The organism is Microbispora sp. NPDC004025 (genome assembly GCF_053604425.1).
Genome location: NZ_JBSGHN010000017.1, coordinates 1 through 13629, shown reverse-complemented (window position 1 = coordinate 13629; position 13629 = coordinate 1). Strand labels below are relative to the sequence as shown.

Annotated in this window: 9 protein-coding genes; 2 read left to right on the top strand and 7 right to left on the bottom strand. The window is 69.8% G+C overall.

Translation table 11 applies throughout. From position 1 onward, the window contains the following. Nucleotides 1–162: 162 nt before the first annotated feature. On the top strand, nt 163–1962 hold the full coding sequence (locus ACWEQG_RS32585) for a lectin (protein WP_452290642.1): 1800 nt from the start codon (nt 163–165) through the stop codon (nt 1960–1962). Nucleotides 1963–2046: 84 nt separating this feature from the next. Here the strand turns inward: ACWEQG_RS32585 and ACWEQG_RS32580 are convergent, their stop codons facing one another. From ACWEQG_RS32580 to ACWEQG_RS32565, 4 genes are all read right to left on the bottom strand, one after another. Beyond that, nucleotides 2047–3792 carry an amylo-alpha-1,6-glucosidase gene (locus ACWEQG_RS32580; RefSeq protein ID WP_452290640.1) on the bottom strand — a complete coding sequence of 582 codons (1746 nt, stop codon included), beginning with the start codon at nt 3790–3792 and terminating at the stop codon, nt 2047–2049. Nucleotides 3793–3812: 20 nt separating this feature from the next. Beyond that, entirely contained in the window at nt 3813–4697 is an 885-nt protein-coding gene (locus ACWEQG_RS32575) for a carbohydrate ABC transporter permease (RefSeq protein WP_452290638.1), read from the bottom strand. After that, on the bottom strand, nt 4694–5680 hold the full coding sequence (locus ACWEQG_RS32570; RefSeq protein ID WP_452290636.1) for a carbohydrate ABC transporter permease: 987 nt from the start codon (nt 5678–5680) through the stop codon (nt 4694–4696). The genes ACWEQG_RS32575 and ACWEQG_RS32570 overlap by 4 nt, the downstream gene beginning before the upstream one ends. A 93-nt stretch (nt 5681–5773) precedes the next feature. Continuing rightward, nucleotides 5774–7057, bottom strand: coding sequence for a sugar ABC transporter substrate-binding protein (locus tag ACWEQG_RS32565; RefSeq protein ID WP_452290634.1), 1284 nt, complete (start codon nt 7055–7057; stop codon nt 5774–5776). 171 nt (nt 7058–7228) lie between these two features. Here ACWEQG_RS32565 and ACWEQG_RS32560 point away from each other — a divergent pair, with 171 nt between their 5' ends. Next, on the top strand, nt 7229–8242 hold the full coding sequence (locus tag ACWEQG_RS32560; protein ID WP_363468765.1) for a LacI family DNA-binding transcriptional regulator: 1014 nt from the start codon (nt 7229–7231) through the stop codon (nt 8240–8242). 160 nt (nt 8243–8402) lie between these two features. Here the strand turns inward: ACWEQG_RS32560 and ACWEQG_RS32555 are convergent, their stop codons facing one another. The 3 genes from ACWEQG_RS32555 to ACWEQG_RS32545 all read right to left on the bottom strand — a co-directional run. Continuing rightward, entirely contained in the window at nt 8403–10214 is a 1812-nt protein-coding gene (locus ACWEQG_RS32555; protein ID WP_452290632.1) for a lectin, read from the bottom strand. A gap of 118 nt (nt 10215–10332) precedes the next feature. Continuing rightward, entirely contained in the window at nt 10333–13203 is a 2871-nt protein-coding gene (locus ACWEQG_RS32550; protein ID WP_452290630.1) for a lectin, read from the bottom strand. A 111-nt stretch (nt 13204–13314) separates the two neighbouring features. Then, nucleotides 13315–13629, bottom strand: a 315-nt coding sequence (locus ACWEQG_RS32545; RefSeq protein ID WP_452290628.1) for an RICIN domain-containing protein, incomplete at its 5' end; no start/stop codon positions are given.

Below are 13629 nucleotides of genomic sequence, written 5' to 3'. Positions count from 1 at the left end.
CGATGCTTGACACATGCCGTTGACATCCCTCGCCGACGAGACCTAGGCTGCCAGCGAATCGATTCGATAGTCCCGTAACCGGGATCGCGGGCCGGCCGCCCCGCCGACTCGATCCCCTCGCACGGCGTCACTCCCCACCCCCCTCTGTCCAAGGAGTCATGAGTGGACGCGAAAGGCAAGAAGCGGCGAACAGGCCGCCGCGGGATCGCGGCCCTGTTCGCCGTCGGCGCGCTCGTCGCCGGATCCCTCCTCACGACCGCGGCGCCGGCCCAGGCCGCGGACGAGTCGATCAGTGTCGACTTCTCCGTCGCCGGCGGCTCTCCGACGTACCGGGCCTCCGGATGGATCTACGGCATGACGGAGGACGGCGCCAATCCCCCGGACCATTTCTTCACCGATGTCAGGTTCCGGTACATGCGGGCCGGCGGCGCCCAGCTGGACGCCCCGGGCGGCTGGGTGTCGGGCAAGTACGACCGCCGCTGGAACGCCACCCGCGCGCAGCTGCTGCGCACCCGGTCGCTGGGCGGTGAGTTCGTCCTGCTGGTGCACGACCTGTGGGGCGCCGACGGTTACCCGATCTCCCGTTTCCCTGGTGACAACGGCAACTGGACCGACTACGACGCCTTCCTCACCCGCCTGATCGGCGACGTGCGGGCCACCGGCGCCCCGGTCCAGTGGGACCTGTGGAACGAGCCCAACATCACCCTGTTCTGGAACCGTCCCATCTCGCAGTACTTCGAGATGTGGAAGCGCGCCTACCAGCGCATCCGCGCCGCGTTCCCGTCCCACCTGATCGTCGGACCGAGCTGCGCCTGCGTGCCGTCCTCCGGCGGCTTCTGGACCCAGTACCTCGACTACGTCAAGGCCAACAACGTCGTCCCCGACATCGTCAGCTGGCACTCCCTGCCCGGCGACCCGGTGGCCAACGTCGCGACCGCCGACAGCACCCTCGGCTCCCGGGGCATCCCCCACCCCCGCCCGTACCAGATCAACGAGTACGGCGCGTCCAACGAGCAGAACCCCGGGGACGGGTCCTGGTACATCGCCCGGCTGGAGCGGGCCGGCGCGGACGGCCTGCGGGCCAACTGGGCCGGCGGCGGCAACCTGCACAACGACCTGGGCAACCTGCTCGTCCGCAACTCCGCGGGGCAGTACCAGCCCAAGGGCGAGTGGTGGGTCTACCGCTTCTACGGCTCGCAGACCGGCCAAATCGTCTCGGTCACGCCGAGCGCCTCCTACGACGCGTTCGCGACGAAGGCGAGCGGGGAGGCGAAGGTCCTGGTCGGCGGGGGCCGCACGACGGGCGAGATCGCGGTCGGCCTGCAGCGGCTGGACGCCACCAGCGGCATCGTGCAGAACAACCAGGTCCGGGTGGTGGCCGAACGCATCCCGTACAACGGCGGGGGCGCCGTCGCCGGTCCGGTGACCGTGCAGAACACGGTGGTGACGTTGTCGGGCAACGGCACGACGGTGCGTCTGCCGCATTCCAACGCCGACGAGACCTTCACCATCACGCTGCTGCCGCCCGGCACTCCGGGGCCGTCGCCGACCCCCAGCCCCACGGGCGGCACGAGCGGCACGAGCGCGCTGAAGGGTGTGGGGTCGGGTCGTTGCCTGGATGTCAACGGCGCGTCGCAGGCCAACGGCGCGCAGGCGCAGATCTGGGACTGCAACGGGCAGGCCAACCAGCAGTGGACCACGACCAGCGCCGGTGAGCTGCGCGTCTACGGCAACAAGTGCCTGGACGTGAACGGCGGAGGCACCGCCGACGGCACCGCCGTCATCATCTGGGACTGCAACGGCCAGAACAACCAGAAGTGGCGCCTCAACTCCGACGGCAGCATCACCGCGGTCGGCGCGAACAAGTGCCTGGACGTGTCCAACAACGGCACCGCCAACGGCAGCAAGGTGCACATCTGGACCTGCCACGGCGGCACCAACCAGAAGTGGACCCGAGCCTGACCCGATGAACCACCCTCGCCGCGCGGCCCGCCCCGCGCGGCGAGGGCGTCGCCGGCCGGTCACCTCCCCCGCGTCACCTGCCGGTCACCTGCCCCGTGTCAGCGCCGGGCCCGGTTCCCGCGGATCGGCGAGCGTGAGCCGGTGTTCGTGGGCGGCGGCGAGGATGAGGTAGGCGCTGGCGGTCCAGGTGTAGGCGCGGTCGCGCAGGCCCGCACCGCTGCGGGCGTCGAAGTTCTCCGCGAATCCGGACTTCTCGCACAGGACACGGAAGCGAGCACTGATCTCGTCGGCCAGGTCCGGGTATCCGGCGCGGCGCAGGCCGTCCTCGATGAGGACGGTCGAGGGCGCCCAGATCGGGCCGCGCCAGTAGCCGTCGTCCTGATAGCCGGGTGAGCCGGGCAGCTCGGTGGCCAGCCCGAACTCGGTCAGGTGGGTCTCGATGCGGGCGGCCAGCGCCGCCCGGACGGGCTCCGGCAGCTCCTCCCCCAAGACGATCGGCATCAGGTCGAGCAGGCTTGAACCGGACCACGTGCGTCCGGTGCGGGCACTGCGCGCCACGAACCGGTCGCCGTCCCACAGCTCGGCCAGCAGCGCCTCGCGCATGCGGTCGGCTTCCCGTCTCCAGCCGGCGGCCGCGTCCGTGCGGCCGAGCTCGTCGGCGAGGCGGGCGAGCTCCCGCATCTGCAGGACGAGGAAGGCCGCCAGATCCGCGGTCTCGACGACGCGCTCCGGGTCGAAGGTGGTGGCGTTGTCCCAGCCGCTGTCGTTGCCGTGCTGATAGTGGGCGAACTCGTGACCGGGAACGCGCCGCCGGGTCAGCCAGAAGGAGGTCCACCGCTCCAGCAGCCGGTACGCCTCGGCGGCCTCGCCGTCCTCCAGCGGGCGCAGCCGCGCCAGGGCCCAGCCGTGGATGGGCGGCTTGACGAAGTTGTACAGGACCTCCGAGTGCGTGACCGAGTCGGGCAGCGCGCCGGCGGCGTCCTGGTGGTCGAACACCAGCCGGAACTGGTCCCGGGCGAGCTCCGGCAGCCCGTCGGCGAGGGCGATGGCGTTGAAGCAGTGGTCCCAGCTCCAGACCTTGTCCATCCAGTGCTTGGACATCAGCACCGCGGGGCGGGTGACGAAGCCGGCCGGACGGACCGTGGCCGACCACAGGACGTAGGCGGCCAGTTCCGCACCGGGCGTCCGGTCGCTGCGCCAGGGCGCCACCGCGTCCCGGAACGATTCGAAATCGGCCCGCGCGGCCGTGCGCACCTGCTCGAATCCGGTCTCGCTCCGGTAGGGGGCCCGGGCCGTCTCGTACTCTTCGACGGCGATCTCCCACGGCTCGTCGCCGCGGAGCAGGACGCCGCGCACGGTGGTGCCGAGCGCCTGCTCGCCCCAGGACCCGGCATTCCCGGCGAGAAGGGTGACGCGGTAACGGCGGCCGGTCTGGTACACCGTGAAGACCCACGAGCCGTCGCCGGGATCGGCGTAGAAGTACGGGCCGCTGAACGGCGTCAGGACCGGATCGGCCGCCACCAGTTGAAGTCCCAGGCCCTCGCCTCGCACCCGTACGGTGTCCGGGGTCTCGTAGGCGAGGTCGATCCGCCCGTCGTCGCGGGTCCAGGTGAGCGCGTGCGGGGTCGCGGACAGGGTCGTCTCGGCGCGGGCTCCGCCGGTGGTGGGGATCAACCGCAGGATCGGATGCATGCCGGTCTGGTGCGACACCAGATGGACGTCGGGGGCGTAGGTGTTCTCCGCGATCACCGGGGAGAAGCCGAACCACGATCCGCGGAAGCTGAACGGGATCTCCCTGGGGGAGAAAACCGGGCCTGCGGCGACGGTCATGAAAGAAGGGTCCCTTCTGGCTAGTGCTTAACCGCGCCCGAGGTGACACCCGCGGCGACGTAACGCTGGGCGATGACGAGCAGCACGGCGGCGGGGATGGAGGCGATCACGGCGGTGGCCATGATGGCGTTCCACTGCTGGTTGTTGTTGCCGATGTAGTGGTAGATGCCGAGTGTGATGGGCTGGTGGGCGCCGCCCTGGTCGAGGGTGGAGGCGAAGACGAAGTCCGACCACGCCCACAGGAACGCGAACAGCGACACCGTGATGACCGAGTTGCGGCTGACCGGCACGACCACCGACCAGAAGGTCCGCAGGGCGCCGGCTCCGTCGACCCGGGCCGCCTGCAGCAACTCCTCGGGGATGCCGGACATGAACGCCGTGAAGATCAGCACCGCGAACGGCACCGCCAGCGTGGAGTCCGCCACGATCAGCCCGGGGATCGTGTTGAGCACGCCCACGTTGAGGAAGACGGCGTAGAACCCCATCGCCATGATGATCCCCGGGATCATCTGCGCGATCAGCAGCAGGAAGCTCAGCAGCCCGCCGCCCTTCGGGCGGAGCTTCCCCAGCGCGTAGCCGGCCGGCGTCGCGACCAGCAGCGTCAGGGCCACCGTGCCCAGTCCCACGATCACGCTGACCCCCAGGTAGGGCAGCTGCTGGTCGAGCACCGACCGGTAGCCGTCCAGCGTGCCGTGCAGAGGGAGCAGGGAGGGCGGGCTTTTGCGCATGTCCTGTTCGCGGGTGAAGGACACGTTGACCATCCAGTAGACCGGGAAGAGCATCACCCCGGTCAGCACCAGCCCGGCCGCGGTCCTCCACCGGCCGCGCGTGGCGCTCATGACGCCCTGCCGCCCGGCCGCCCGCGTGCGGGGGGCGCGCCGCGCCTGCCGGGTCCGCCCGCTCACGCGAGGGCCTGCCTTCGCTGCAGGCGGATGTGGATCAGCCCGAAGACCAGGGCCGCCACGATCAGCAGGTTGCCGACCGCCGCGCCGCGGCCGAACTCCGGCAGCAGGTTGCCGAACCCCAGCCGGTACGACCAGGTGGCGAACGTGGTGGAGGACCCGCTCGGCCCGCCCCTGGTCATGATCCAGATGATGTCGAACACCTTCAGCGTGTAGACCAGCCCGAGCAGCAGCGTGATCGCCGAGACCGGCCGCAGCAGCGGGAACGTCACGTACCAGAACCGCCGCCAGCCGGTCGCGCCGTCCAGCTCGGCGGCCTCGTACACTGCGGGATCGATCGCCTGGAGGCCCGAGTAGAGAACGACCAGGTTGAAGGGGATGCCGATCCAGATGTTGGCGATGATCACCGACCACAGCGACCAGTCCGGCGAGGTCAGCCAGTGGACGGGCTCGACACCGAGGACGGCGAGCGCCGCGTTGACGACGCCGGACTCGCTGTTGAGCATCCACGACCACGTCGAGGACGACACGATCAGCGGCAGCAGCCACGGCACCAGGAACAGGGCCCGCAACGTGGCCGACAGCCGGAAGTTCCTGACGAAGAACACGGCCAGGGCGAGCCCGATGGCGAACTGGAAGAGCAGGGACACAAGCGTGAACACCACCGTGTGCCACAACGCCGGCCCGAACGTCGGGTCGCCGAGGACCTCGGCGTAGTTGGCCACTCCGGTGAAGGGCGCGTCGCCCCGGACGAACGAACGCACGGTGTAGTCGCGCAGGCTCAGCTCGACGTTGCGGTACAGCGGATAGGCGTAGAACACCAGCAGGTAGACGACGACCGGGGCCAGGAAGGCCCAGGCCGCCCACTGACCGGCCGCGGCGCGGCGGAGCGACGCCCGCCTGCCGCCGGAGCGCGGCCGGGCCCGATCGGGCCCCCCTCCCGCTGCCGGCGGCGGCGCGACCGATGCGTGTGTCGCGTGATCCAATGCTGTCCCCTCGTCCGGCGGCCGTCCGGCGCCGGACACGGCATCCGGAACGCCGTCGCCCCCCGGACCTGTCCCCCGCCGCACGCGCCGCTGCTACTGCGTGGCGCTCGCGGCCGCGGCCTGCGCGTCGGTCATCGCCTGCTGCGGGCTCTTCGACCCGCTCAGCGCCGCCTGCACCGCGCCCCACATCGGCTCGGAGATCTTCGGATACTTGGTGCCGAGGTCGTCGCTGGTGCGGCCCTTGGCGGCCTTGACCGCCTCCACCCAGACCGCCAGGCCCGGGTTCCCGGCGACCTGCTTGGCCTGCACCTGCTCCGTCGGCGCGACGTACGACAGGGCGGTGGTCGTGGTCAGGGAGTTGTCGGTGTCGGTCAGGCAGGTCACCAGCGCGCGTGAGGTGGCGTAGCGCCCGGTGTCCTGCTGCACGGGGATGCCGACGAACTCGCCGCCGGTCGGCGCGGGAGCCGTCCCGCCGTCCTTGGCGGGGATCGGGATGATGCCGTAGGCGAAGCCGGCCTTCTCGGCGGCGGCCAGCTGCCAGGTCCCGTTCTCCGCGAAGGCGAAGTCGCCGGAGGCGAACTCCTGCCAGCTCGTGGTCTGCGTGTTGTTGATGACCGAGTTGGGGGCGTACCCCTTCTTCAGCCAGTCGGTCCACAACGCCACCGCCGAGACGCCCTCGGGCGAGTCCAGCTTGGTGAGATTCGCGCCGGACCCCCAGAACCAGGGCAGGAACTGGAAGCTGCCCTCCTCGGTGCCGATCGCCGAGAACGTGATGCCCTTCTTGCCGGCCGCCTTGACCTTCTCCAGCGCGGCGGTGAGCGAGGCCCAGTCCCGCACCGAGGCGATGTCCACCCCGGCCTTCTTGAGCACGTCCTTGTTGTAATAGAGGGCGAGGGTGTTGGCCCCGATCGGCACGCCGTACGTCTTGCCGCCGATCTGTCCCGCCGCGAGCAGGTTCGGCGCGACGGCCGAGGTGTCGAGGCTGCTGTCCTCCGTCGTCGTCAGCACCCCCGCCTCGGCCAGCGTGGAGACCACCGGGTTGTCGACGACGAGCACGTCCGGCGCGTTGCCCTGCTGCGCGGCCAGCAGCGTCTTGTTCGTCAGGTCGGTGGTGTCGTAGGCGGTGCGCTCGACCGTGACCCCCGCCTGGGTGCCGCACGTCTCCAGCAGTTTCACCCACTCGGAGCCCTTGTCGTGCTGCGGGTACGGGTCCCAGATCGTGTAGGTCCCGCCGGCGGCGGCCCCGCTCGCCCCCGTCGTGGCCTCACCGCCGGACGACCCGCCGGATGACGAGGAGCACGCGACGAGGCCGCCCGCGGCCGCCAGCGCCACCAGACCCAGACCGGCCGCCCGCCGGCCGGTTGCCGCTGATCCCATGATCTGACCTCCGCTGCGTTCCGCGGCTGGTAGTACTATCGAATCGGTTCGCATGAACATAGGCCCGCTCATCGCGTACGTCAATGGGGTCCTGCGGATACAGCCGGGTTCGTCGGCTCTATCGATTCGACCTACGATGATGGAGCCGGGGACGAGCGGTTGAGGAGCGGGATGAACATCGGGGAGATCGCCAAGCGATCGGGCGTGTCACGCAGCACCGTCTCCTACGCTCTGAGCGGCAAGCGCCCGGTGTCGGAGAACACCCGGCGGCGCATCCAGGCGGTCATCGACGAGCTGGGCTACCGTCCCAACGCCACCGCCAAGGCGCTCAAGGAGGGCAGGACCCGCACGATCGGCCTGGTCATCCCCCCGGCCAGCCAGCGCCTCACCGAGATGCAGCTCGGTTTCGTCGCCAGCGTCGTGGACGCCGCCGCGCGCGCCGACCTCGACGTCCTGCTGTCGCCTTCGGGGGGCGAGCACGATCGCTCATTCGAGCGGGTGGTCGGCGGCAGGCGCGTCGACGGCGTGATCCTCATGGAGATCCGGCTGGAGGACGACCGGGTCACCCGGCTGCGGCAGACCGGGCTGCCGTTCGTCGGCATCGGCCGCACCAGCCGTCCCGACGAGATGTCCTGGGTGGACATCGACTACGAGACGCTGATCTCCCAATGTGTGCACCACCTGGCCGACCTGGGTCATCGTCGCATCGCCCTGGTCAACCGCTCCACCGAGCTGATGGCCGCCGGATACGGCCCGGCCCACCGGGCTCAGGCCGGTTTCAGCCGGGCCGTGGCGGAACGCGGTCTGGAGGGCGTGCAGACGTGCTGCGCCGACGACGCCCGCGCCGGCGTGTCCTGCGTCGGGCGGCTTCTCGCCGACCACCCCGATCTCACCGCCATCGCGACCATCAACGAGACCGCCATGCCCGGCATGTACCGCGCGATCGAGCGCGCGGGCCTGACCGTGCCGCGTGACTTCTCCATCGCCGGTGTCGCGGGCCGGCACTGGGCCGAGAACCTGCATCCGCCGCTCACCGCCGCCGACGTGCCCGCCGACGAGCTCGGCGCCCAGGCCGTCGACCTGCTCATCCGGCAGATCGCCGACCCCGCCGCGGCTCATCGTGGGGCCCTCGTGGCCCCGCCCATCTCCCTGCGCGGGACGACCGGGCCCGCACGCCCGCGCTGACCGGGGATCGACGAGGTGACGCCCGGCGCCGCGCCGATCGGGCGGCGCCGGGCGTCATGTCGCACCGTGTTGTCACACGTCACACGGTGCTGTCACACCTGCCATGCCACATAGGTGCCTGACGGAGCCTCGTGAGCTCTCTCGGGATGAGCGGGTGATCTCATACCCGGGTCCACTTCTGGTTGTTCTGGCCGTTACATGTATAGATCTGCGCCCTCGTGCCGTTGGCGGTGCCGCTGACATCCAGGCACTTGTTCGCCCCGACGGCGGTGATGCTGCCGTCGGAGTTGAAGCGCCACTTCTGGTTGTTCTGGCCGTTGCAGTCCCAGATGATCACCGCGCTGCCGTTGGCCGTGCCTCCGCCGTTCACGTCGAGGCACTTGTTGCCGTAGACCCGCAGCTCACCGGCGCTGGTGGAGGTCCACTTCTGGTTGTTCTGGCCGTTGCAGTCCCAGATCAGCACCGTCGCGCCGTTGGTCTGGGAGGCGCCGTTGACGTCCAGGCACCGGCCCGACGCCACACCCCGCAGCGCGGTCGTGCTGGTCGTGGGCGGGGTCGGCGACGCGGACGGCGAGGGGGACGGGGAGGGCGAGGGGGACTGCGACGGGCCGCTCAGTTCCTTGATGCGGATGTTCCGGTAGGCCACCACGTTGCCGGACCCGTGGTTCTGGATGCCGATGTATCCCTGCTGCAGGGATCGCGCCGGGTTTGTATTGGTGAAGTCGTTGATCTTGCTGCCGTTCAGGAAGACCTGCAGCCGCTCGCCCTCGACGAGCAGTTCGTAGGTGTTCCACTGACCCGGCGGGTTCAGCGCCGCGTCACGTGCGGCGAGGTCGGCCGACTTGACGCCGTAGATCGCCCCGGTCGTCTTGTCCGCGGTGTCGGTGGCGTCGATCTGGACCTCGTACCCCGTGTCGAGGGCCGTCTGGGGGTCGCTGGTGGCCGGGAACCCGACGATCACGCCGGAGTTGGAGTCGCCGGTCATCCTCCAGTCGAGCTTGAGGGAGTAGGAGCCGAACTCCTTGGCGTTGTACCACAGCATGCCCATGCCGCCCTGGGAGGTCAGCGTGGCGTCACTGTTGGTGAACGAGCCGGGCCCGGCCTGCGTCCAGCCGGAGGTCGACCCGTTGTACAGGGTCGTGTAGCCGGTCTCCGGACGGCAGTCGGCGTTCGTGGCCTTGGCCGCGTAGCGGATGCCGCCGAGCAGCAGGGTGCGGAAGTTGGAATCGGAGTACGACTCCTGGGTGTGTCCGAGACCGGTGTAGAACGACCGGCCGGACGCCTGCGGGTGGCACCAGGTGATCGGGTGGTCGCCCATGTTCCCGCCGCTGTAGCTGCTCTCGTTCAGGCTCTGCAGCACGTGCACGTTGGCGCGCGGGTTGGTCCGGTAGTTGTACCACTCGTCGGTGCGCGTCCAGGTCTGCCCGAGGTGGGCGGTGGCGCCGTGCGCGCGGTCCTCCTGCTTGAGGGTGGCCTGCTGGATCGCCGGGTGGTCTTTGAACCAGGCGCCCATCAGCTGACCGTAGTAGGGCCAGTCGTACTCGGTGTCGGACGCCGAGTGCACGCCCACGTAACCGCCTCCGCCGTCCACGTACGACTGGAAGGCGGTCTGCTGGGTGGCGTTCAGCACGTCGCCGGTGGTGCTGAGGAACACCACGGCCTTGTACTGCGCGAGGTTGCCCGACGTGAACGCGTTCGCGTCCTCCGTGGCGTCCACGGCGAAGTCGTTGGCGGCGCCGAGTTCGCGGATGGCCTGGATGCCGGCGGGGATGGAGTCGTGCCGGAACGCGGCCGTCTTGGAGAAGACCAGCACCTTGAAGGCGGCGGCCTGGGCGTGCGTGGCGGGGACCACCATCGCGGCGGCGGCGGTGGTGAACGCCACCGCGGTCGCCGACAGGCGTCGCAGCACCGATGTCTTCCGGTCGCTCCCCGCGCCGCGCCCGGAGGCCGCGGGGGTCAGATGTCGCAGCATGGATGTCCTTTCGTCGCGGTGCCCGGCGCGGTCCCCGTCTCGCCGTCGAGGGCGGGGCCGTGCCGGGCGTCGCATCAGATGGTCGGTCGGATGGTGGGGAGTGGTCTGCGGGACGGCGTCAGACGCGTGTCCACTTCTGGTTGTTGCCGCCGGTGCACGACCAGATCTGCACCTTGGTGCCGTTGGCCGTGCCGCTGCTCGCCACGTCCAGGCACTTGTTGGCCCCGACCGCGGTGATCGTGCCGTCGGAGTTGAAGCGCCACTTCTGGTTGTTCTGGCCGTTGCAGTCCCAGATGATCACCGAGGTGCCGTCCGCCGTGCCTCCGCCGTTGACGTCGAGGCACTTGTTGCCGTAGACCCGCAGCTCACTGGCGCTGGTGGAGGTCCACTTCTGGTTGTTCTGGCCGTTGCAGTCCCAGATCAGCACCGTCGCGCCGTTGGTCTGGGAGGCGCCGTTGACGTCCAGGCACCGGTTCGACGGCACGCCCCTGATCGAGGTCGTGCTCCCCGCGGGAGGAGTGGGCGAGGCCGACGGCGACGGAGACGGAGACGGAGAGCTGGAGGTGCCGGTGTCGAGGGTGAAGGCGTCCAGGTCGAACAGGTATCCCTGCCCGGTCGCCCCGCGGAACACCAGATACAGCGTGGTCGTCCCCGCCGGCGCTCCGCTGAGGTTCGCCGAGACGTCGGTGAAGGTCTCCCAGCCGCCGGTGGCCGCGACGGTCACCGTGCCCAGCAGCGTGCCGGTCGCCGAGCCCGCCCGCACCTCCAGCCGGCCGCCCACGCCGCCGGACGACACTCGCGCGGTGATGCGCGTGGCGTTGGCGAGGTTGTACGGGGTGAAGGAGATCCAGTCGCCGTCGTCGGTGTAGCCGACGGTCTTGCCGCCCTCGGCGGTGGTGTGGTCGGCCGTCTGCAGGCCCTGCTGCGCGCCGAAGTGCTCGGCCTGGCGGTGCCGCGGCTGCAGCGTCCGGACGACGGTGGTGGTCAGGCCGCCCTTGTCGGTGTAGGACGCCTGCAGCACCCCGTAGATGTTGGCCGCCGAGTCGTGCTCACCGTCGACCGGCACCGCGATCGACCCCGAACACCCCGACTTGGAGGTGATCTGGTGGGCGTGGCTGTCGTGCCCCAGGAAGTAGGTGACCGTCACCGCCGAGCAGTCGATCGTCCCGTCCTCCGGGTCGGACACGTTGACCTGGAAGGGCACCGTGTCGCCGAAGGAGAACAACTGCCCCTCCACCGGCGAGGTGAACGCCACCGACGGCGCGGTGTTGCCCACGTTCACGGTCACACTCGCCGTGCCGGTCAGCCCCTGCGGGTCACGGACGGTGAGCGTCGCGGTGTAGGTGCCGTTGGTGGTGTAGGTCTTGGCCGGGTTGGCCGACGTGGAGGTGGTCCCGTCGCCGAAGTTCCACGAGTACGACAGTGTGCCGCCCTCGGGGTCGGAGCTGCCCGCGGAGGAGAAGTTCACCGTCAGCGGCGCCGCGCCGGAGGTCTTGTCCGCGCTGGCTTTGGCGATCGGGTTGCGGTTGGCCTTGCCGATGTACTCGACCCGGTACAGCGCCTGGTTGTTGGACCCGGTGCCGTAGTCCAGGACGTACAGCGCCCCGTCGGGGCCGAAGGCCATGTCCATCACCTGCGTCCCCGACCAGGGGAACGCGCTGATCTCGCCGTACCCGCCATCCGAGCGGACCTCGATCGCCTTGATCCACTTGCGGCCGTACTCACCGGCGAAGAACCGCCCGTCCAGCGTCTGGGGGAACTTCACCGCAGAGTTCAGGTTCGGGTCATACCGGTAGACCGGCCCGCCCATCGGCGATTCGGACCCTCCGCCGAACTCCGGCGGCGATCCGGCGTCTCCCCCGTACCGGATCCAGGCCGGCCTGGCGGCCGGCAACGTGGTCAGCCCGGTGTTACGGAAGGAGTTGTTGGTCGGCCCGCCCGAGCAGTTGTACTTGGGGCCGGTGCTGTTGGTGGCGAAGTTCCACTCGTTGTAGGTCTCGTTCGTGCTGTTGGACCCGGTGCAGTACGGCCACCCGTAGTTCCCGGCGCTGGTGATCCGGTTGAACTCCACCTGCCCCTGCGGCCCGCGGTTGGAGTTGGTCGACCCCGCGTCCGGCCCGTAGTCGCCCAGATAGACCACCCCGGTGGCCTTGTCCACACTCATTCGGAACGGGTTGCGCAACCCCATCGCGTAGATCTCCGGCCGCGTCTTGGCCGTGCCCGGCGCGAACAGGTTCCCGCTCGGGATCGTGTACGACCCGTCCGGCTGCGGCTTGATCCGCAGCAGCTTGCCCCTCAGGTCGTTGGTGTTGGCCGCGGTGCGCTGCACGTCGTACTGCGGATTGCGGTCCGTGCGCTCGTCCAGCGGCGAATACCCCGCCGACTCGAACGGGTTGCTGTCGTCGCCCGTGGTCAGGTAGAGGTTCCCGGCCGCGTCGAAGTCGATGTCGCCGCCCACGTGACAGCACATCCCGCGGTCGTTCGGCACCTCCAGCACGACCTTCTCACTGCTCAAATCCAGCGTGTCGTCGGACTTGAGCGTGAACCGGGACAGGTTCAAATGCCCCTTCCACTGGTCGAACTGCGACTGCGACCCGCTGGAGGGGGCGTCCCCGTTCGGGGTGCTCAGCCGCGGCGAGTAGTACAGCCAGACGTAGCGGTTGGTCGCGAAGTTCGGGTCGACCGCGACCCCCTGCAACCCCTCCTCGTCATGGGTGTAGACGTTCAGCTTGGCGGCGACCTTCGTGGTGCCGTTGACGTCGGTGATCCGCAGCGTGCCGTCACGGGCGGTGTGCAGCACCGATCGGTTCGGCAACACCGCCAGCGACATCGCCTCACCCAGTTCCCCGCCACCGGTCGCCAGCGCGATCTGCTGGTAGTCGGAGGCCGGGATCGTCAACGCGTTCGCCGCCGGCACATTCAGCGCCATCGGCACAGGAGCCAGCAGCGCCAGCGTGGCCAGCATCACCGGCCACGGACGTCGGGACATAAGAGAGATTCCTTCCTGACATGAGATGCAGTCGGGCAAAGGCGCGCGCCGCCGCGCTGTTGCCGGTGGACGAGGTTCGGGGAGGGGTGCCGCCTCCGGTTCGGTTGGTGGTCAGACGCGGGTCCACTTCTGGTTGGCGCCGGCGGTGCAGGACCAGATCTGGACCCTGGTGCCGTTGGCGGTGCCGTTCCCGGACACGTCCAGGCACTTGTTCGCCCCGACCGCGGTGATGCTGCCGTCGGAGTTGAAGCGCCACTTCTGGTTGTTCTGGCCGTTGCAGTCCCAGATGATCACCGCGCTGCCGTCGGCGGTGCCGCCGCCGTTGACGTCGAGGCACTTGTTGCCGTACACCCGCAACTCGCCCGCGCTGGTGGAGGTCCACTTCTGGTTGTTCTGGCCGTTGCAGTCCCAGATCAGCACCGTCGC

Bases quoted from the DNA above. Each gene is read 5' to 3' on its own strand.
- ACWEQG_RS32580 (WP_452290640.1), bottom strand. From the start codon at position 3,792: ATGACCGTCGCCGCAGGCCCGGTTTTCTCCCCCAGGGAGATCCCGTTC.
- ACWEQG_RS32565 (WP_452290634.1), bottom strand. From the start codon at position 7,057: ATGGGATCAGCGGCAACCGGCCGGCGGGCGGCCGGTCTGGGTCTGGTG.
- ACWEQG_RS32560 (WP_363468765.1), top strand. From the start codon at position 7,229: ATGAACATCGGGGAGATCGCCAAGCGATCGGGCGTGTCACGCAGCACC.
- ACWEQG_RS32555 (WP_452290632.1), bottom strand. From the start codon at position 10,214: ATGCTGCGACATCTGACCCCCGCGGCCTCCGGGCGCGGCGCGGGGAGC.
- ACWEQG_RS32550 (WP_452290630.1), bottom strand. From the start codon at position 13,203: ATGTCCCGACGTCCGTGGCCGGTGATGCTGGCCACGCTGGCGCTGCTG.